The organism is Pseudoalteromonas maricaloris (assembly GCF_024746855.1).
Classification (GTDB): domain Bacteria; phylum Pseudomonadota; class Gammaproteobacteria; order Enterobacterales; family Alteromonadaceae; genus Pseudoalteromonas; species Pseudoalteromonas maricaloris.
Window position 1 is genome coordinate 3,189,028 of record NZ_CP024625.1, and the last position, 19,931, is coordinate 3,208,958.

At 42.8% G+C, this 19,931-nt stretch carries 15 protein-coding genes, 5 tRNA genes and 1 pseudogene; 9 read left to right on the top strand and 12 right to left on the bottom strand.

All coding sequences use genetic code 11. The features are described from left to right. Nucleotides 1-52 precede the first annotated feature (52 nt). The gene (locus tag CTT31_RS14090; protein ID WP_260491468.1) at nt 53-2,383 is read right to left on the bottom strand and encodes an ATP-binding protein; all 2,331 of its coding nucleotides are present in this window, start codon (nt 2,381-2,383) and stop codon (nt 53-55) included. A gap of 157 nt (nt 2,384-2,540) precedes the next feature. Between CTT31_RS14090 and yacG the strand changes: the two genes are divergently transcribed. Further along, nucleotides 2,541-2,783, top strand: a complete 243-nt coding sequence (gene yacG, locus CTT31_RS14095) for a DNA gyrase inhibitor YacG (protein ID WP_026000869.1) — start codon at nt 2,541-2,543, stop codon at nt 2,781-2,783. Nucleotides 2,784-2,866: 83 nt separating this feature from the next. On the opposite strand, the gene CTT31_RS14100 is transcribed toward yacG, so the two are convergent. Both CTT31_RS14100 and CTT31_RS14105 read right to left on the bottom strand, forming a co-directional pair. Beyond that, the gene (locus CTT31_RS14100; RefSeq protein WP_017216438.1) at nt 2,867-3,175 is read right to left on the bottom strand and encodes a helix-turn-helix domain-containing protein; all 309 of its coding nucleotides are present in this window, start codon (nt 3,173-3,175) and stop codon (nt 2,867-2,869) included. Between the two features lie 371 nt (nt 3,176-3,546). Continuing rightward, the gene (locus tag CTT31_RS14105) at nt 3,547-4,008 is read right to left on the bottom strand and encodes a Spy/CpxP family protein refolding chaperone (protein ID WP_211858417.1); all 462 of its coding nucleotides are present in this window, start codon (nt 4,006-4,008) and stop codon (nt 3,547-3,549) included. Between the two features lie 207 nt (nt 4,009-4,215). Here CTT31_RS14105 and CTT31_RS14110 point away from each other — a divergent pair, with 207 nt between their 5' ends. Genes CTT31_RS14110 through CTT31_RS14120 form a run of 3 tightly spaced genes read left to right on the top strand, consistent with a single transcriptional unit; the run spans nt 4,216 to nt 7,232 of the window. Further along, the gene (locus CTT31_RS14110; RefSeq protein ID WP_069023059.1) at nt 4,216-4,902 is read left to right on the top strand and encodes a response regulator; all 687 of its coding nucleotides are present in this window, start codon (nt 4,216-4,218) and stop codon (nt 4,900-4,902) included. A 3-nt stretch (nt 4,903-4,905) separates the two neighbouring features. Continuing rightward, nucleotides 4,906-6,267 carry an ATP-binding protein gene (locus tag CTT31_RS14115; protein ID WP_260491469.1) on the top strand — a complete coding sequence of 454 codons (1,362 nt, stop codon included), beginning with the start codon at nt 4,906-4,908 and terminating at the stop codon, nt 6,265-6,267. Nucleotides 6,268-6,269: 2 nt separating this feature from the next. Continuing rightward, complete coding sequence (locus tag CTT31_RS14120; RefSeq protein ID WP_260491470.1) at nt 6,270-7,232, top strand: alpha/beta fold hydrolase; 963 nt, start codon at nt 6,270-6,272, stop codon at nt 7,230-7,232. Here CTT31_RS14120 and CTT31_RS14125 read toward each other — a convergent pair. Then, entirely contained in the window at nt 7,184-8,029 is an 846-nt protein-coding gene (locus tag CTT31_RS14125; protein WP_082086207.1) for a cation diffusion facilitator family transporter, read from the bottom strand. The two genes, CTT31_RS14120 and CTT31_RS14125, sit on opposite strands and share 49 nt — an antisense overlap. A 323-nt stretch (nt 8,030-8,352) precedes the next feature. Between CTT31_RS14125 and trmL the strand changes: the two genes are divergently transcribed. Further along, nucleotides 8,353-8,817, top strand: coding sequence for a tRNA (uridine(34)/cytosine(34)/5-carboxymethylaminomethyluridine(34)-2'-O)-methyltransferase TrmL (gene trmL / locus CTT31_RS14130; protein ID WP_017216443.1), 465 nt, complete (start codon nt 8,353-8,355; stop codon nt 8,815-8,817). 205 nt (nt 8,818-9,022) lie between these two features. On the opposite strand, the gene CTT31_RS14135 is transcribed toward trmL, so the two are convergent. Further along, entirely contained in the window at nt 9,023-9,616 is a 594-nt protein-coding gene (locus CTT31_RS14135; RefSeq protein WP_010606047.1) for a CBS domain-containing protein, read from the bottom strand. 47 nt (nt 9,617-9,663) lie between these two features. Beyond that, entirely contained in the window at nt 9,664-9,939 is a 276-nt protein-coding gene (locus CTT31_RS14140) for a hypothetical protein (RefSeq protein WP_211858427.1), read from the bottom strand. 416 nt (nt 9,940-10,355) lie between these two features. Between CTT31_RS14140 and cysZ the strand changes: the two genes are divergently transcribed. After that, on the top strand, nt 10,356-11,081 hold the full coding sequence (gene cysZ / locus CTT31_RS14145) for a sulfate transporter CysZ (RefSeq protein ID WP_260491471.1): 726 nt from the start codon (nt 10,356-10,358) through the stop codon (nt 11,079-11,081). A gap of 78 nt (nt 11,082-11,159) precedes the next feature. Beyond that, nucleotides 11,160-12,377: a glycerophosphodiester phosphodiesterase family protein gene (locus CTT31_RS14150; RefSeq protein ID WP_260491472.1), complete on the top strand. Its 1,218-nt coding sequence runs from the start codon at nt 11,160-11,162 to the stop codon at nt 12,375-12,377. Between the two features lie 107 nt (nt 12,378-12,484). On the opposite strand, the gene CTT31_RS14155 is transcribed toward CTT31_RS14150, so the two are convergent. The 6 genes from CTT31_RS14155 to CTT31_RS14180 all read right to left on the bottom strand — a co-directional run bounded on the left by CTT31_RS14155 (nt 12,485) and on the right by CTT31_RS14180 (nt 14,668). After that, nucleotides 12,485-12,560, bottom strand: a tRNA-Phe gene (locus CTT31_RS14155). A 141-nt stretch (nt 12,561-12,701) separates the two neighbouring features. Then, nucleotides 12,702-12,777 (bottom strand) — tRNA-Thr (locus CTT31_RS14160). 12 nt (nt 12,778-12,789) lie between these two features. Then, nucleotides 12,790-12,865, bottom strand: a tRNA-Phe gene (locus CTT31_RS14165). Between the two features lie 73 nt (nt 12,866-12,938). Next, a tRNA-Thr gene (locus tag CTT31_RS14170) sits at nt 12,939-13,014 on the bottom strand. 63 nt (nt 13,015-13,077) lie between these two features. Beyond that, nucleotides 13,078-13,153, bottom strand: a tRNA-Phe gene (locus tag CTT31_RS14175). A gap of 306 nt (nt 13,154-13,459) precedes the next feature. After that, nucleotides 13,460-14,668: a serine hydrolase domain-containing protein gene (locus CTT31_RS14180; RefSeq protein WP_260491473.1), complete on the bottom strand. Its 1,209-nt coding sequence runs from the start codon at nt 14,666-14,668 to the stop codon at nt 13,460-13,462. 266 nt (nt 14,669-14,934) lie between these two features. Here CTT31_RS14180 and CTT31_RS14185 point away from each other — a divergent pair. Then, nucleotides 14,935-17,816 (top strand): annotated as a pseudogene (locus CTT31_RS14185) (hybrid sensor histidine kinase/response regulator). 567 nt (nt 17,817-18,383) lie between these two features. Continuing rightward, on the top strand, nt 18,384-19,820 hold the full coding sequence (locus CTT31_RS14190; RefSeq protein ID WP_017216449.1) for a peptide MFS transporter: 1,437 nt from the start codon (nt 18,384-18,386) through the stop codon (nt 19,818-19,820). Nucleotides 19,821-19,931: the final 111 nt, after the last annotated feature.

Genomic DNA, 19,931 nt, shown 5'->3' on the forward strand with positions numbered 1-19,931 from the left:
CCTCGAGTTTGTATGCTGATATCAGAACCGCATCAATGGTTCTACAGCTAAGTTAAATCGCTTGCGCTGAAATCGGCAAGCTAAAATAGAAAGTAGAACCTTGCCCTACTTCCGTTTCGACCCATATGCGACCATGATGTCTTTCGACGATTTTTTTACAAATAGCAAGCCCAAGCCCTGTACCGGCATATGCGCTACGACCATGTAATCTTTCAAAAAGATTGAAGATCTGCTCACTAAATTCGGGATCAAAACCAATCCCGTTATCCTTAACGGCAACAATCAGTTCATTTGCTTTACGTTCGCTGCTAATCGAGACTCGTGGTGCTCTTTCTGGCGCACTAAATTTAATCCCATTATTGATTAAGTTTAGCAGCACGCGTTGCAACTGTCTGCGGTCTCCAAATACATCACCCAGCCCTGTGGTATCCACTTGTGCATTTGACTCTTTAATAACTAACTCAAGATCCTGTAAGGTTTCAGCTAACGCATTATCGCCATCAAATGATCTAAATGACTCACCTTTGCGATCAATCCGTGAAAAGCTTAATAATCCTTTTATCAACTTTTGCATTCGCTCAGCAGAATCCATCATGCGCTTAAGATAAGAGGCATGTCTATCATTTAGTCCCTCAGCTGAACACTGGATCCGATCGCCGAACATTTGGATTTTTCTGAGCGGCTCTTGCAGATCATGGGACGCTAAAAAGGCAAAACGCTCCAGCTCTTGATTCGACTCATGTGCTTTCTCAAGTGCTATCGTCAGTAATTGTTCAGCAGTACGACGCGAAGTGATCTCATTTTCCAACGCTTCGGTACGCTTGGTAACTTTTTGCTCTAGAATTGCGTTAAGCTTTTTATATCGCTCAGATTTAGCCAGCACATAATTAACCAAGGTATTACGAAACTTCAATGCACAACTTACTTCGGCTTCCGTCCAAGGGTGAGATTTGCACTTCACATTCTCGACCCACAACTTAAACGAACTACGTGGCATTAAACGGTGGCTACCATCATCCAAAAACTCAATGGATTTTTCAGGCTTCCCTCCCCAATTTTTGGTTTGAATAACTTCCTTTCTAAACCACATAATGAAGTGATTAGCATCCGCTGAAAGTGGCATCAATAGCAACCCACTCGCGGTTTTCGCAAAGGCTTTAAATGCTTCGTTAAGCTCACCTAAATTATGGCAATAAAAAATGGAGTCATCCCCAAGTTGATGCTCTGCAAGCCAACGATAAATACTCTCAATATCCGCCTTTGCGGGAGTTTGCCCGTAGCACTCCAAATCATTCTCAACGCGCCACGCGACACCTGTAGCTTTCATCATCTCTTGTAATGCCGCGGATTCGTAACGTAGCCCATCAACAAAAAAGATTTCTTTTGCCATGCGCTCTGTGACGGAAGAGCTCAATGTCAGTGCATTGGCTTCTGCCATTGCTTCTAAGGATGAGGTTTTGAGAGAGATCAGATAAGACAACATCAACCCCATATACTGGGCGACTTCACGAGTATTAAATGGGACTATGTGCTTTTCGTAGTGGTGGCAGGCAATCAATCCCCATAATTTACCAGCAACAATAATACTGATAGACATGGTTGCCTGAACGCCCATATTGCGTAAATACTGGCAATGAATAGGTGATACACTACGTAAAATACAGGCGCTTAAATCAATCGCCCTGTCTTGCGGATAAAGCGGTGAATTTTCACCATCAACATCGGCAAGCAGGCGGATCGGATTTCTTAGATAAAGTGCTCTTGCTTGTTTTGGAATATCAGACTCGGGAAAGTGCTGGTTTAAAAACGAATTAAGGTCATTACGCTTCGATTCTGCAACCACCTCACCATTATATTCATGGTCAAATTTATACAGCATCACTCTGTCAAACCGTGTTAATTCTCTAATTTCTTCCACGGCCATCTCGTATGAAGCCTGTAACGACTGAGAATCCACCATACTAGACAACGAATGCTTCATAAGGTGTTGCATTGAATGATTGATTTCAACGCCATGCGCCGTGTTTTGCTCAAGTTCTAATATGAGCCCAGCTTCGTTTTGACTAGCGACTACGGAGAATTCAACGCATGTTAAATCCTTGGCTTTTATGCTGGCTGTCATCGGATTCAAACGATGGATATCAGAGGAGTTACAGTTGCTGGCAAGCAACTCAGAAAATGGAGACGCAAAAATCGTTTCAGCATGAGTATTGACCAAAGCACTAGGCTCAAGTCCTACAAGCGCAGCAAAGTTTTCGCTAAAATAGCGTAGTGTTAATGTGTTGGTGTCGAATAGCAATAAATAGCCATGCGGCTGAATTGAACCAGGAATATGAATTGGCTCTTTATGACAGTTGTCTAATGTTGCTTCGAACTTCTCCACCTTCTGTACACCTTTTTCCTTAGTTTACCTCGCAATCTCATCCTATCATGGATCCCTACCTTGTATGCAAGCTGCTCTAAGTCGATAAGCACTCGGTTCACAAAGCAATTAAATGCGATTAGACTTATGCAATTAGGAAGTAAAAAGTAAGTGTATGATGACAACTACAGTAAAGTGTCCAACCTGCCAACAGGCTGTTGAATGGTCTGATAAAAGCCCATTTCGCCCGTTTTGCTCAAAACGCTGTCAATTAATTGATTTAGGTGATTGGTCTGACGAATCCAATACGATTTCAACACCGATGAAAAGCGGTGAGCTCACGCCTCAAGATGCGGAAAGTTTGATTGAAGATATAGAAGCGATGCTGGCAAAAAACGACGACAGCTTTTTTAAAGAATAAACCTGAGGGCCGATTTCCTCGGCCTTTCCCTCTCATTAGCAACTTGTTTGGCAAGACAAACAATTCAAACTCAGCGGCTTGTGCTAGCGCTCTATTTCCGTTTGATCTTGTTCCGTCTTTTGCTCTGTGTTTCTCACCTCATTTTGATAGGTTTTAGCTATATGCCCCGCCCCTTCCAAAATATCACTTAATTGGATCCGGCAAATTTCCGACAATTTAATTAAGGTACCTAAGCGAAATGAGCTTGTTCCGTTAAGATAGTCGTCTAGTGTGGTGAGACCTATTCCGAGCTTTTGGCTAATGGTTTTTTTAGTATAGCCTTTACGCTTTTTGAGTTCTTTTAGCAGTTCTCGGATCCTAAGTGTCACCTCGTATTCTTCAGGTGTCTGCATGTCTCCCTCAGTGATACCTAGTAACAAACAGCCAACAACAAAGAATACCCTTAGTTACTCTGAAGAAAACAAAAGTTATTGGAAAGTTTGTGCGCGTAAATTAAGAATTTTTCAATTCAATACTATTTCAAAGAGTTGTCCGCAGACTTGCAAGATGTACTCTTAATCGAAAAATATCACAACGCAAACATGTTATCAACATGTAACTTAAACCAGTACAAGCAGTTGTAATATTTTGTACATTAATCGCAATTGGCCTGTACTCTTTGTCAATTTGGAGTACCAGCTCTCATTATTCAAAAGTAATTGGCAAGAAATGATAAAGCCCTTACCGGAAAGGTCAGGGCTAAGTTGGAGAGAAACATTGAGACTTAATCTGCTTTTTTATGGCCTTTGTGACTACGACGTGATTTAAGTGCTTGGAGCTTATCGCGCTGCTCTTCATTCAATACATGGAATACTTTGTGGCGAGTTTCCATTGAAAGTAGCGCCCACGCTTGCTTTTTATCTTGGCCTTTTTCCAGTAAAAGTTGCGCTTGAACCTTATCAAAGATTGGCGCTGCCATAAGTGCTTTCATTTCTTCACGATAAGCTGAATGTGCTTCTTTCCCGCTTTCTTTTAGCGCTTTTTTGGCAGTTTTGTAATCCGCATAAATTGTCTTTAGTTGGCCTTGCTGCGCTTCTGTCAACTCTAATAACTTCTGGCCTTTATCTGATAGTAGCAACCTTGCTGAGTGCTCAAGCTGCCCGCCCATCGGGCCCGCGTTTGCAGTGAAGCTGAAAGTCGATACGCCAAGTGCTGTAACTAATGCTAAAGTAGATAGTAATTTCATGGTATTGGCTCCTTGTTCGCCATTGCTTTGTCACTTCCAAATTTAGCAAGCACAAAGAAAAGGAACGTCAGACAGAGGTAAAGTTTTGTCAGTGCTTTGCAAAAAAAAGCAAAGGCAATTTACATAAGGCGTTGAAGTAAGGTGTAATATGCTAGAGCCGAACTATTCAGGCCAACGCCAATCAACAATGCTGGACTAAGTATGACAATGAAACATTCCATTTTACTTATTGATGACGACCAAGAACTTTGCAGCTTGTTAAAAGAATACTTTACTGCAGAAGGCTTTGAAGTGGCGATGGCCCACACAGGAACAGAAGGTCTACAGCTGGCATTAAAGCAAAATTTCGACCTGATATTATTAGACGTAATGCTTCCCGAAATGGATGGTTTTGAAGTACTAAAGGCGTTACGTGTCCAGAAGATGACACCCGTTATTATGCTAACGGCAAAAGGCGATGACTTTGACCGCATCTTTGGTTTGGAACTAGGTGCTGACGATTATATTCCAAAACCGTTTAACCACCGCGAGCTACTCGCGCGCGTTAAAGCCATTACGCGTCGCGTCGATCATTATAAACAACACAGCCCGGATGATACCTTTACTATCCATCAGCTGCGTTTAGATGTAGCTTCAAGAAGTGCTACTGTTAATGGCGAGGTGCTGTCACTGACGGGCACCGAATACGAGGTGCTACTCTTGCTGGTCAGAACCGCTGGAGAAGTGGTCGACAAGCAGACTATTTCACGACAAGTACTAGGCCGGCCACTTGTGCCTTATGATCGCTCTATCGATATGCATGTCTCTAATGTTCGCAAGAAAATTGCCGCATTAAGTGAACACACTTATATCAAAACGATCCGCGGCGCTGGCTATATATTTCTAAAGGCATAATGAATGAAGCGGTACTTACTTGTTAAGGTTTTTGCCTGGTTTTGGCTCACTATCATTGCCACTATGTTGTTGTTGCTTGGGATCAGCATGCTACAACCCGATGTTATAGAAACTCACCGCATCTCAAAACCCATGCTGCAAAATCTAAAACAATTAGAACAAGCGTTAATACGCGCAAGCGAGCGCCCCAACTTTGAACTGAATAAGGTCGCCAAACTGCGTAAAAGAAAGGCGCGAAATATCTACTTGAGCCATCGCGATGCCGAAAAAAGCGTTGCCGCCGATCCCAATATAAAAACGCTGAATTTAGATTTACTCAGTTTTACCGAAGATGCCAAACCGGCCGCTATTTTTACCCCAGAGTACAAGGCTTTTGGCCCCCTAGAGCTTACACTTCAAGGTGAAAGTTATCGTCTATATTTAATTTTTGAAAACCATACTCCAAGTGCACTCATCAAATTAAGAACTCTACCGCTTTGGGTAAAAATCGCGGTCGTGCTAGGCGCAAGCTTATTACTATGTTTTTGGTTTACTCGAGATCTATTGTCGCCAATTAAAGAGCTACAAAAAGCCGCTGCAAAACTTTCCAGTGGAGAATTGTCGAGCAGAGCCGATATAAATACCAAGCGCCAAGACGAGCTCGGTCAACTGGGTCATGATTTTAACTTAATGGCTGATAAGTTAGAGTCTTTGGTTAACAACCAAAAACGCTTGCTTGCTGATATATCCCATGAACTACGCTCACCGCTCACCCGCTTGCAAATGGCCACGGGCCTCGCTGCTGGCCATGCCACAGCGCAAAGCCAAAGTTATATCGAGCGCATTGAGCGTGAAGCCCAGCTAGTTGAAAATATGCTCAGCGATATTTTGCATTTATCCAAGCTCGAAGCGGATCAAGTGCCAATCGATAAGCAAATAATTAAGCTCAATGAACTGCTCGACCCGATATTGGAAGATGCATTGTTTGAAGCACAACAATTAGGGAAAAACCTTGTCGTCACAGCACTACCCGAGGCAACACTTTATGGCGACCCAATGCTACTTAACCGCGCATTCGAAAACATTATTCGTAACGCGATCAAGTATGCGACTAGCCGTATTAATGTCGATATTGAGAGTGATGGTGATCTGTTGCTATGCACTATCAGTGATGATGGTAAAGGTGTAAGTGAAGACATGCTCGACAAGCTTTGTATTCCTTTTTTCAGAGTGTCGAGCGCACGCACGCCAAGCAAAAATCAAATGGGCGGGTTTGGACTGGGTCTTGCCATTGCGCAGCATGCGTTAAAAGTACATGACGCCAATATCGAATTTAGTAATAATATTGGTTTGCAAGTCAGCATTCGAATTCCATTACACAGGTAGCCATGTTTTATAGCCAAAGTCAGCAACTTGAATCACACCTTCCGGAAATTGATAAGCACTGGCAAGGCTGCCAAAAAGGCTTTTTTGATACCCCTCATGGTAGGCTATTTTACGCCTACCACATTCCAAAAAAGGCAACCTTCAGCCTGGTATTGGTTAATGGCCGTATTGAGTCTGCACATAAATACAGAGAATTGCTGTGGGAGTTTGCGCAAAACAACATAGCGGTATTTACCTATGACCATCCAGGACAAGGCTACTCTCCGCGATTACTTAAAGACAAGCACATCGGCTATGTTAGACGCTTTGAAGATTATGCCGCAACGCTGCACTGCTTTATGGATCAAATCGTTGCCAAGCAAAATACCTTGCCTCTTTTTATATTGGCACATTCAATGGGCGGCGCCATTACCTGCGATTATTTAACATTATTTGCGCCTCACAACATAGAGGGAGTCTATTTATCAGCCCCGATGCTTGGGATCAACACGACTCCCTACCCGGCTTGGTTTGCCGAGGGACTGGCAGGCGCAGCTTGTTTATTTGGGCTAGGTAAGCATTATGCATTGGGACAGGTGCACTATCATAACAAGCCTTTTCAAGATAATGACCTTACTGATTGCCCAATCAGATATGCGCTATTTAGAGGTTTGTACGATCAATTTCCCGAGCTACAACTCGGTGGCGTCAGCTTTGCTTGGTTATACACGGCACTACATAAATGCCGCTCGTTTCAAGATATTAAGCTAGATCTGCCAATCCGTATCGCGACAGCCAGTGAAGACAGCATTGTTGATAATCAGGCGCAAAGTCAATTTGCCGCGCACAGAGACAATGTGACACTTACAGAGTTTATCGGGAAACACGAACTACTTTGCGAGCAAGATAATACCCGCAAAGCCGTGCTAGATGATTTTTATGCGTTTACAGCCGAGCTACTTAGCGCTAAAGAAACTGGGTCTTGATGGATGAGTACGTCCATCTCACAATCAAACTCTTCTTTAATGCTAGCAACCACCTCATCCGCAACCTGATGCGCTCGCATCAGCGGCATATCGTCATCAAGCTCTAGATGCAGTTGAATAAATTTGATTTTGCCACCTTGCCTGGTACGCAAATCATGTACTCCGTAAACGTCCTCATGACTCGACGCAATAAGTATGATCTGTGCTTTTTCTTCGTCTGGCAGCTCTTTATCCATTAAGTGCGCAGCACTTTCCTTGGCAATATCCCAACTGTTATAAAGTAAATACATCGCCACCAAAATACCAAAAATCGGATCGGCATAACCTACGCCGTAAAAGTTAAGCAATACCGCTAGGAGCACCGCGAGGTTTAATAAAATATCGCCCTTATAATGTAACGAGTCGGCCTTAATGGCGATGGACTGCGTGCGTTTAACGACTTGATACTGCACCGCAACCACCAACAAAGTACAAACTATCGCAAATAAACTCACCCACACACCAAACAACGAATGTGGAATGTGGGTTGGATTGATAATGCGCTCTACACCATGAAAAGCCAATAAACTCGCAGAACCCGCGATAAAAGCCGCTTGTCCAAGCCCAGCTAATGCTTCTGCTTTTCCATGACCAAATCGATGATCATCATCCGCAGGACGCAGTGCGTAGCTCAGTACAAAGAAATTCATTAAAGAGGCGCTAATATCAAGCAGTGAATCAGTTAAAGAGCCGAGCATAGCGGCACTACCTGAAGACAGCCAAGCCCAACACTTAGCTGCGATCATCAATCCCACCATTATGATGGTAAAGACACTCGAAAACCTAACCCAAAATTCATAGCTGCGATCCACTGGCACCTCATTTTTTCATGTTATTTAATCTGACGTTTGGCTAACTGAAATGATTAGTCGTCAAACCACTCGCAAAATGCCACGGCATCGCGATGCTGTTATATTACAGGGTAATGCTTTGAAATGAAAAACAGATTACGGTTGTATAGTTTTTCACAACAGTCGTACTTTAAAAACTGGGTAATACCTTTCACTCTATCAAGCGCAGCACATATAAATGTCGACAAGTATCAGCTATACTGCCGGGCAAAATTTAATTGAGGCCTATCATGTTAGATATCGTTTTATACCAACCCGAGATCCCGCCTAATACAGGCAATATTATTCGTTTGTGTGCCAATACAGGGTATTCATTACACCTGATAGAGCCGCTAGGATTTGAGTGGGATGATAAACGGGTAAGACGTGCCGGCCTTGATTATCATGAATTTAGTGAAGTAGAGCGCCACCCAAACTTTGAAGCATACTTAGCCAAACGAAACCCAAAGCGAGTATTTGCTTGTACAACAAAAGGTACCAAGTATCATCATGAAGTTGCCTATGAAGCTGGTGACTGTCTACTGTTTGGCCCTGAAACTCGAGGTTTGCCAGAAGACATTATTTTTTCACTGCCTGAGCCGCAACGAGTCCGTATTCCAATGCGCCCCGATAGCCGGAGTATGAACCTATCTAATGCTGTTTCCGTTTTTGTTTATGAGTCTTGGAGACAACTTGGGTTTGCTGGCGCAAAATAATAATACCAATTAGCCTTAATACTTGCTCAATTTGAAGGAGCAAATCTGACGCTAACTACGTTAAAAATTTCTCATTTAGAACACTAATTGGTATATATCTAAAAATAGCTCCTATCCTCTACTGCATAGGAGCGAACTTGAGGCACAAAAAAGGCGCCTTACGACGCCTTGCTAACTTTAATTTACATTAACTATAGGGATTCTTTTAAATTTCTGCGTGGTGCAAAATCGTACCAACAATATCACTGAATTTATTTGCCGGTTTCATTGAATTTACTGCACGTCCACAGGCCTTCATCATATCGATCAGGTCAAAATAACCAACTGGATGCTGAGTCACTTCATCAATAACAAGTAAAAACTCAAAGCCACCTTCTTCCATTGTTTTTAGCACATTGCCAACCACTGTTTGGCTAGTTTGTTTTAAGGTGATTTGACGAAGATCTGATAGTGGGATCATGACATCATTGACGTTTAAATCACGTCTTGTACAGCCACGTCTTTCTGCAATGCTCAACACGTAGCGACTACCAATTCTTGCATTAGAGATCATACCAACAAGCTTTTCTTTGCTATCAACGACAAAGCTTGCTCTGCGGTGTGTTTTGTCTAGTACTAACGTAGCTTCATCTATGCTACTGTTTTCATCAATATGTTGCATTGGTGCCAAATGTAAATTGTGCATTAGGCAATGTGCTGGCGCTTGCTCTAGGTTGTCAGTGTTACAAGCTGGGAAGTTATTTTCAGCAAGTTCATAATTTGCAACAGGTTGAGTTTTCAATACTGTGTAAGTGTTCATAGATCACCTCTATCTTTAAAATTAATTAAGCACGGAAAAGGACTAAATTAATTTGCGACAGGTGGTGCTCTAATAGACTCGCATACTGAGTTTGAATAAGAATAGATGGGTTGTGATTGCGCTATGATAAAGCTACTAGCAACCACGAAACGATGAGTTGTTGATACAACGCAATCATCTAAGTCAGGGCTGGAGTTAGAATTGTCTAGGTCGACAACGATAGGCGCGATTGAAAGCGTGGTATCACATTTAGCAGCATCGGCCGTTGACACTGTCAACAGACTCAACATACAAAATGTAATCATCCAACGAACTAACCGCATAGTTTTCTCACTTCTACTGCCTTACTTTGAGTGTATGGGCAGTTTCTTGCGTTTACAAGTATTATTTCTAATCTATTTACTAAGCTTCTAAATACACTAAGGTTAATTTTCATACGCACACTCAGGCACTGTGTGAGCTGAGATGAATTGTTACTAATCTCCTATTTGTAGCGCGTCGTTTAGCGTTATACTAACGCCAACATTTTGGTATGTGCCTTAAATCAAAAGAATTAAACCATACCAATTTGCTTAATTAAGTGGTCTTTTCGAGGCGAGAAAATCTTGTCGATAACCAGGCGAAGATTTTGCTATTTATTTGTTCTAAATGAGAAATTTTTAACGCGGTTAGCGTCAGATTTGCTCCTTCAAATTGAGCAAGTATTAAGACAAGTTGGTATTACAACACGAGGTGTACAGTGCAACTATCACGCGGTATCGAGTACTTTATTGCTGGTTTTTCTTTAATCACCCAAAAAGGATTAAGACGTTTTGTATTTATTCCTTTAACAATCAATGTACTGTTATTTGGTGCATCACTCTTTTTTCTTTATGACTGGCTGACTCAAGGATTTACTTATCTCAACGGATTATTACCAGATTGGCTCAGTTGGCTGGAATGGCTAATGTGGCCAATTGCTATCTTAGTGATACTTTTCAGTTATAGTATGATTTTCACGGTGATAACCAACTTTATTGCCGCGCCTTTCAATGGCTTACTCTCCGAAAAAGTGGAACTTTACCTGACCAACCAACACATCAATGATGATAAGCTAATTGATACCATAAAAGATGTGCCGCGAATGTTGGGTAGAGAATGGACCAAACTCTGCTATTACCTTCCACGTGCACTTGGCTTTTTCATCTTACTTTGGATACTGCCTATCGTTGGGCAAATTTTATGGATTATGTTTACGTGTTGGATGTACAGCGTGCAATATAATGATTATCCGTTTGATAACCATAAAATTCATTTCAAGCAAATGAAAGACGATTTGAAGAGTAAACAAGGGCTGTCTTATGGCTTTGGCTTTGCGGTGTTTGTACTGACCTCAATCCCATTTGTTAACCTCATCGTGATGCCCGTTGCCGTTTGTGGCGCCACTAAGTTATGGGTAGAGAACTATCGTCAGCAATATCGCTAAGACGCTCGTATGACTGACATCTAGCTGTCAAAAACTCATGCTTTACTTACTTTTTTGCAAGTATTCAGCGGAGTCGCTATGCGCCTAACATTAGGCCTTATCTGGTTAACGGTATTTTTAACGGGGTGCCAGGCAACAAAACAGTTTGATGTCGGTACACGGCCTCAATTTTTAGTCTCGCAACTTCCAGATGGTGAGCTTAAAGAAAAGCTTGCAAGCTGTTTAGATAAACCAATTAAGCGCACACGTTTTTCCATAGGACATCGCGGTGCGCCACTTTTATACCCTGAGCACACCAAAGAATCATATATAGCCGCCGCAAAAATGGGAGCTGGAACGCTCGAATGTGATGTTACTTTTACGAAAGACAAGACCTTAGTTTGCCGCCATGCGCAATGTGACCTTCATGCAACAACCGATATCTTGTTACAGCCTAAGCTTGCTAGCAAGTGTAGACAACCCTTCACCCCAGCGGATCCAGACTCCGGTAAACTTGCGTCTGCTCAATGCTGCACCTCAGACATTACCTTAGCAGAATTCAAGCAACTAAGAGGAAAAATGGATGGTGTGAATACTCAAGCAACCACAGTAGCAGAGTTTGTCAAAGGCACTCCCAATTGGCGTACAGATCTTTATGCCAGTTCTGGAACCTTAATGACCCACAGCGAAAGCATTACTTTATTTAAGCAGCTGGGTGTAAATATGACACCTGAGTTAAAAGCGCCAGAAGTGCCAATGCCCTTTAATGGGTTAAGCCAAAACCAGCTCGCGCAAAAAATGTTGGGCGAATATACTGAGCACAATGTCCCCCCATCTCAAGTTTTTCCACAATCCTTTTCGTACCAAGATATTCAGTACTGGATAAAACATGTACCAGATTTTGCAAACCATGCCGTATTTCTTGATGGTAGAGAAGCTGGCGAGCATTTTGATATTAACAAACCAAGTACTTGGCAACCGTCAATGGAAGACTTAGTCAAAAATAAGGTAAAAATTATCGCTCCACCAATTTGGATGTTAATTAGCGAAGATAAAAACGGCGATATCATTCCGTCGCAGTACTCCCTAGCCGCTAAACGTGCAGGATTAAAAATAGTTGCTTGGTCTTTAGAGCGCTCAGGCCCTTTAGCGAACGGCGGCGGTTGGTATTATCAATCTGTAAAAAACGCAGTTAAGCATGATGGCGATATACTTAGGGTGTTGGACATATTGGCAAAGCAAGTTGGCGTAGTTGCTGTATTTAGTGACTGGCCTGCGACTACCAGCTTTTACGCCAGCTGCATGGGAATTGAGTGATAGGCTAATAAGAGTTGTAGCTTAGTGTAGGTAGAATCCCGCACTAAGTTATGATTTGCAAATGCCAGAAAGCAAAAAGCCTCGCTATTGCGAGGCTTTTTAAATTATGGTGCCCAGAGGCGGAATCGAACCACCGACACGAGGATTTTCAATCCTCTGCTCTACCGACTGAGCTATCTGGGCAAATTTTTTCTAGTATCTAAATCCTTAAAAGGATTTTCAATACAACTCCAAACGGCTCTACCGACTGAGCTATTTGGGCAAATTTTTCAGTATATAAATAACTAAGCTATCTAGAAAACACAGGCTAACGCCTAAATAAAGTGGTGCCGACTATCCGAGTCGAACGGATGACCTACTGATTACAAGTCAGTTGCTCTACCAACTGAGCTAAGTCGGCACACTAAATTATTGGTGCCCAGAGGCGGAATCGAACCACCGACACGAGGATTTTCAATCCTCTGCTCTACCGACTGAGCTATCTGGGCAAATCTTTTTTAATGTCTAGGAAACTCTTCTTACTGAGCTAACTAGAAATTATTGGCTGACGCCTAAATTAAATGGTGCCGACTATCCGAGTCGAACGGATGACCTACTGATTACAAGTCAGTTGCTCTACCAACTGAGCTAAGTCGGCACACTAATTCGTGTACCATGCAGTTTCTGCATGCACCACATTGCTAATGCAATGATTTTAATCTGGTGCCCAGAGGCGGAATCGAACCACCGACACGAGGATTTTCAATCCTCTGCTCTACCGACTGAGCTATCTGGGCGTGCGGCGTATTAAACGGGTTTTGCGGTTCTAAGTCAACCCTTTTTTTAAATACATTTATCGTTTGCACAGTTTTCAGACAAAGCGGTTAAAATACCGCTTTTTCGCTGAAAAAACACCCGACTAGCCATGTTTTACTGTATTTAACGGCTGATATCTATGAAGTAGGCAAACCACTCTAGGCCTACAACAAAGAAAAAGTCGTCACTTGAGAGAAATATGTGCTTAAAGGAATAAAATAGAATGGAGATACATATTCTATCTCATTCCTATAGCGAAGCTCAGCAACAAGGTTTATCAATCCTGTTTAGAGATTGTCTTTATGTTGCGCTTCAAATCTTTGTTGCATGACCAGTATCGCTTTTTCTACCGCTTGCTTTGCATTACTCGTATCGCCGTTAGTTACCGCTAATATCGCTATGTTCTTTTCTGGCAACACTAAGTTGTCTAGATAGAAGGTCCCAGTAAAGCCATTGTGATGAAAGCTATTGTTGTTTGGAGTAAGGATCCAGCCTAAGCCATACTCTGGGCTAACCGGTGTGAGCAGTCGCGTATATGAATTAGCACCAATCAAATTATCACCACCTCTGGCGCCCGCGAGATAAGCACGTAAATAGTATGACAGATCGGTCAAGGTCGTACTGACTAACCCAGCAGGTCCAACAACGTTTGGTAGATCGACCCTATCGGCCAGTGTTATTGGATGCCACTGCCCTTCTCGCATCTGATGCCCACTCGGCTGTCCCTCTGGATCTCCATAGCTAGCAGGCCCAAATCCAATATTTTCCATTCCAAGAGGAATGAATACTTCTTGCTTCACTAACGCTTCCCATGATTGCCCCGTCACACGCTCCAACATATGGCCTGCAACAACATAACCTGCATTGCTATATAGATAGGTTCCGTGAGTCACTTCTGGTTGCGTCGTTAACGCCTCTTGAGTCCACGCATACCTTTGCTCGACCATGCCACGTTGATCTAAATGCCACTTACCAGAATACATGGAGTCAAGATCACGCTTTAAGCCTGAAGTCATCGAAAGCAGTGCCGTTAATGTAACAGACTCAAATTCAGGGTTAATTTTTCCGATTAACTCAGGAAAAACATCACTCACCCGACTGTCAAATCGAATTAACCCCTGCTCAACCAAGCGAGCAGCTACGGTTGCTGTCATGGATTTACTGAACGAACCAATCGACCACTTATCAAGTTTGGTGACCAGAGCTTGCCCTGTGCTCACTCGCACACCAGCTACATCAAGCTCAATCAACTCATCCCCATAAACGATAAATCCGCCAAGTGCGGGCATAGCAAACTCAGCTCGGATTGCTTCCAGTTGTTCGTTGAGTAGCCCGTCTCCCACCTTGCCATAGCGCGGCGGAGTGACGGCTATGTCTTCGTTAGCACTCTTTTCAATAACAATAGAATTGTCACTGTTATTACAGCCAGTTAGTAAGGCGCAGCCCAGCAGTGTGATAAGCCAACCAAACGCCAGCCGACTTTGACGTAGAAACATGAGATATCCTTATAAGTATTAGGTTGAACGAATACTACTTTATAAAAACGTTACGTAAAATTTAATTTTTATTAAAGTTTAATGCTTTACACATCGCAGGCGTGGTTAAAATTATCGAGATAACAACCTGATTATTTTAAGATTTAAAACAATCAAGTGTTCTCAGTGTATTGCCACTATTGATTGAAAAACGAGAGGTAAAAACTTGCCGAAGGTGATAGGATTGCTACAACTAATAAGTATAAATAATTCTTTCAGGATTAAGCATGCCAAATAGCGCGAATACCAATGCAAATGGACGGATACTTTTTTTATTTATCGCAATACTGATTGTTGGACTATGTAGCGCCGCAGGTGCTTATCTACTACCAAAGCAAGCTGACGTCCCTACCGCACCAACCGTGAACCTACAACAACAAGCAACAACAGTTGCAACTCCCCTTGCCAAGGTGGTCACACAACACGGTTTTGACAGTGCCAAACAGATCGTATCCGCATTATTAGCATCTAACGAGCATTTGGGCGCCTATTTGTACGTCAATACGGGGATGGGGCAACCAAATCTGGTATTTCAACAAAGTGCAGGAGAGCAAATCATTGCACTGAATCGCGAAGAGTCCTATAACAAAGACACAATGCAGGTTTACCACATGCCACTGCGACTAGATGAGCAAAACGTTGGTGAACTCATTTTGACTTATACCCCCCCGTTGCTACTACATCATCAGGCGATCCATTCATTGCCTATATACTGCTCGCTGCCGCTATTATTTGCGCCTTGATGATTGTTGTAATTGCGGCTCGTCGGCTTTCTGGCGCATCAAGTAATGATACTGAAGAGCTTATCTCAGAAATCAATCATCTAACGATGGATAAAAACTACAAGTCGACAGTTGGTACTTATTATAGTGGCGGTCTGGCTGAGATTGCTGAGGCGATAAATGCGCTGTTAAAGCAAGTACAATCATCCATAGAGTCCGATCAAGCAACGCAAAATGAGTTAAAACAGCTTCAAGAAAGTCTCGAAACTGAAGTTCAAGCCCGCACGCTGGCGCTAGAAAAAGCGATTTTAAATGCGGAGCGTGCCAGTGATGCTAAAACCACTTTCTTAGCCACCATGAGCCATGAGATCCGCACGCCAATGAACGGCGTCATTGGGACCATTGATTTACTGCGTCAAACCGATCTTGACGGTGCTCAACATCGCCTCACCACGATTATTCGCGACTCGGCTTTCTCTTTACTTGGTATTCTCGATGATATTCTCGACTTTTCTAAAATTGAGGCGGGTAAATTACGCATAGACAATAGTGCTTTCTCGGTGGCTGAAACCACAGAGGAAGTCGCACGTGTGCTTTCATCAGTAGCGAAAAAACGTAAGTTAGACTTACAGCTGTTTATTGCTCCCGACATTCCCACGAATTTAGTTGGTGATACCGTTCGCGTTAGGCAAGTACTTTATAACCTGTGCAGTAATGCCATTAAATTCACGACTACAGATGATTCAATCCAAGGCTATGTAAAAATCTCCGTTGAAGTTGCGCAAAACACCTCGGAGCATTACACCTTACGCTTTACCGTCACTGACAATGGTAAAGGCATGACAAAAGCTCAGTTGAGAGAAATTTTTAATCCGTTTATTCAAGCTGAGGGCTCTATCACCCGAGAATTTGGCGGTACTGGACTTGGCCTTTCTATTTGTAAAAGCTTAATCGAACTCATGCTAGGTAGTATCCATGTTAATTCGGATATTGGCATGGGAAGCGAGTTTGTTGTGGAATTACCATTTAGTGTAGATGGCAAAGTCAGTTACGCAAATAAGCAAATGTTAAACGGCCGCACTGTTGCCCTACTCACCCCAAATAATGAGAGACGCACTATTTTAAATCGCTATCTTTCATTCATGGGTGCGAGCGTGGTTGCTATCGATGAAAGCGAAATAACCGAGAACCAACATGAAGACAAGTTGATCTGGGTGCTAGACGGTTTAGACGGTATGGACAAGGTCAATGAAGAGCTAAGAACCGTAGTTTATTCGCTTGAGAAAAACGAACAACAGGTTGTTGTCCTAAGTAAAATGGACGAAGCCGCCCTTAATCACAAAAATATTTTCTACCTCAACGCATCACCGTTATGTAAGTCTAGCTTTATGACGGCTATCTTGGTTGCTGCTGGTTTGCATAAACCAAAGGAAATTAAACCGTCACGCACTATCAACGACTTTTTAAGCGTTGATGAAGCAAGAGCAACCAACAAACTGGTGTTGTTAGTTGAAGATAACGTATTAAATCAGCAAGTACTGACCGACCAATTACACCTGTTAGGCTATGGTGTCGAGGTTGCAGAAAACGGTGAGGAAGGCCTAGAGCTTTGGAAAAAAGAGCACTTTCCAATCGTACTGACCGATTTACATATGCCGAAGATGTCGGGCTACGACATGGTCAAACATATTAGAGACTATGTAGAAACCGCAACAGATACCATCGAGCAACCATACATCATTGCCGTGACAGCCAATGCGCTCAAAGGTGAAAGAGAACGTTGTGAGGCTGGTGGCATGAATGACTATATCACCAAACCAGTAGAGTTAAATGTATTAGAGGCAACACTTAATAAGTGTATAGAAAGCTTGCCAAAAGCACAGCAACCGAGACCAAGTGCTGAGCCACCAGCTGCTGTACCAGCAGCCGCTAGCCAAGTGCAGTTGGGATCAGAACAAGAAACAGAGCTAGAGCCTGAAGTTGGTGAAGTTATGGTTGCAGAGCCTGAAGCTATTGAAGCTGAGGCCAGCGAACCTGCTCCAGCTATCAATATGGACATGCTCAACAAGTATGTAAATCATGATGAAGCGAAACGAAATCGCTTTTTCAGAATGTACTTAGAACAAAGTAGTCAGTTAACACGAGACGTAAATGGCGCGGTGATCACGATGAGCCAAGAAGAAATCATTGAAGCTTGTCATCAACTTAAGTCCATCTCTAAAACTATCGGTGCCGAAAAAGTAGCTGAAACAGCCATAGAGTTTGAAACTTTATGTAAGGAAGGCACACTTACCACCGATCAGCTGATCCAGATGCGTGATAAATTGGAGCAAGACTTTTTAGCCGCAACCGAGTTTATCCAACAATATTTAAGTCAAGAAGCCTAATGATGTGGGGGCACAGCCCCTCGCAACTCCTAGCACCACAAGGGGCAGGCGTTTTCTCAGCAAACGGATTGCAGGGTCGACCTGCTCTCCTACACCTGCAATGAATGGGAAATATCGCGATATTAATGCTCACGCCATTCATTTAGATATCACCGCCATCTAAATGAATGATCCTTCCCTGAATCACTGACCGCATTTTATTCGCTTTCTGACTCCAAACACTTCCCCTATTAATTCTCACTGAGTATACTGACGCGCTTTTTTAAATTAGTTAGTCGTTACATACAACAAACGCTAGTTGAAATAGGTACTGGTCACCCGTTCAAAAAAAGTACAGGCAAGCCTGAGCTCATACAAGCTAATATCTGATTAAGATTTTTAGTCGGTGACTCGATGGGCAATGCCAATCTGCATTGAAAAGTGTTCTATTTACCGCACGTCGTTTCAAACGTTGCATGCTAAGTACATGGCTCATTATTCAGTGTTGATTGAAAAACATTAGATGCAATAACGCATCCTTTATAAAAATGGCCAGATACAACACATTGATTAGATTAGGAAGTACATATGAATTCAGTTCCGAAGGCCGGAGAATTTCTGGGTCACCCTAAAGGCCTCTTCTTATTATTTGGTACCGAAATGTGGGAGCGCTTTGGCTACTACGGTATGCGTGCCATCTTAGTTCTTTATCTTGTAGCACAAGTACAAAATGGTGGCTTCGGTTGGAGTAATGCCGACGCACTAAGTCTTTACGGCACGTTTACGATGGCCGTTTATCTCACCCCACTATTTGGTGGTTGGCTTGCTGATAACGTATTAGGTCAGCGCAAAGCCATCATTATTGGTGGTATTTTAATGGCTGCTGGCCATTTTATTATGGGTATTCCTCACAGCGTTGTGGCAGGACAAGAAGTAAACGTCTTCTACCTGGGCTTGGCTTTACTTTGTTTAGGTAATGGCTTATTCAAGCCTAATATCTCAACGATGGTTGGCGATTTATACCAAGAAGGTGACAAGCGCCGTGACGGTGCATTCACTATCTTCTATATGGGTATCAACTTAGGTGGTGCATTAGGTCCACTTGTTGCGGGTTATGTAGCAGCGGTCGTGAACTGGCAGGCAGGCTTTATCGCAGCAGGTATTGGTATGATCATTTCTGTGGTTATGCAGCTTATCTTAAGCCAGAAATACCTTGGCGATATCGGTAAAGTACCTTCTGCTAAACTTTCTCAACAGATGTCTGACTCACAGACTAAAGAACCGCTTACGAAGAAAGAAAAAGATCGTATCCGTGTTATTTTCACCATGAGTGTTTTCTCAATTATCTTCTGGATGGGTTTCGAGCAGGCTGGTGGTCTGATGAACCTATTCGCAAACGACTATACCAACCGTATGTTTATGGGCTTTGAGATCCCGGCTTCTTGGTTCCAGTCGCTTAACTCTATCTTCATCATTGTATTTGCGCCATTGGTAGCGATGATCTGGTTAAAGCTAGATAACAAAGAGCCGAATTCTCCAGTGAAGTTTGCAATTGGTCTAGTGTTCTTAGCACTTGGTTTCTTAACTATGATGCTTGCGCTTGCAACAGAAGGTGGTGAAGCGGGTGGCACACTTCAGATCAGCATGATTTGGTTGGTATTGTTCTACATGTTCCACACCCTTGGTGAACTATGTTTATCACCGATCGGTCTTTCTATGGTAAGTAAACTGGCGCCGCTACGCTTAGCATCACTGCTAATGGGTATTTGGTTCCTATGTACGGCTGTTGCAAACAAGCTTGCTGGTCTTGTTGGCTCTTTCATCGGTGAAGGCCAAGAAGCAATGGAAAACGCGATGAGCATCTTCATTGGTTTAGGCGGCGTTGCCTTGCTATCTGCTGTGTTAATGTATCTATTAAGCAACAAGCTTGTAGATTGGATGCACGGCGCTGAGGGCAAGCACGAACCTCATACGCAAGAACATTACCTTGCGGAAGAGCTAGAAGTATCCGCTGAGAAGCAATAATATTTGCTGTAAACCACGCTAATTTAGCGTGGTTTACCTCTCCCACAATAGCCATACGTAAAGATTTAAATACACTTAGCGCCATTTCCCCTCTCAATGTAGTCGTGTGAT

Coding starts and splice junctions, on each gene's coding strand:
- CTT31_RS14120 (WP_260491470.1), top strand. CDS start 6,270: ATGTTTTATAGCCAAAGTCAGCAACTTGAATCACACCTTCCGGAAATT.
- CTT31_RS14150 (WP_260491472.1), top strand. CDS start 11,160: ATGCGCCTAACATTAGGCCTTATCTGGTTAACGGTATTTTTAACGGGG.
- CTT31_RS14105 (WP_211858417.1), bottom strand. CDS start 4,008: ATGAAATTACTATCTACTTTAGCATTAGTTACAGCACTTGGCGTATCG.
- yacG (WP_026000869.1), top strand. CDS start 2,541: ATGACAACTACAGTAAAGTGTCCAACCTGCCAACAGGCTGTTGAATGG.
- CTT31_RS14110 (WP_069023059.1), top strand. CDS start 4,216: ATGAAACATTCCATTTTACTTATTGATGACGACCAAGAACTTTGCAGC.
- CTT31_RS14140 (WP_211858427.1), bottom strand. CDS start 9,939: ATGCGGTTAGTTCGTTGGATGATTACATTTTGTATGTTGAGTCTGTTG.
- CTT31_RS14125 (WP_082086207.1), bottom strand. CDS start 8,029: ATGGTGGGATTGATGATCGCAGCTAAGTGTTGGGCTTGGCTGTCTTCA.
- CTT31_RS14135 (WP_010606047.1), bottom strand. CDS start 9,616: ATGAACACTTACACAGTATTGAAAACTCAACCTGTTGCAAATTATGAA.
- CTT31_RS14180 (WP_260491473.1), bottom strand. CDS start 14,668: ATGTTTCTACGTCAAAGTCGGCTGGCGTTTGGTTGGCTTATCACACTG.
- CTT31_RS14115 (WP_260491469.1), top strand. CDS start 4,906: ATGAAGCGGTACTTACTTGTTAAGGTTTTTGCCTGGTTTTGGCTCACT.
- CTT31_RS14100 (WP_017216438.1), bottom strand. CDS start 3,175: ATGCAGACACCTGAAGAATACGAGGTGACACTTAGGATCCGAGAACTG.
- CTT31_RS14190 (WP_017216449.1), top strand. CDS start 18,384: ATGAATTCAGTTCCGAAGGCCGGAGAATTTCTGGGTCACCCTAAAGGC.
- trmL (WP_017216443.1), top strand. CDS start 8,353: ATGTTAGATATCGTTTTATACCAACCCGAGATCCCGCCTAATACAGGC.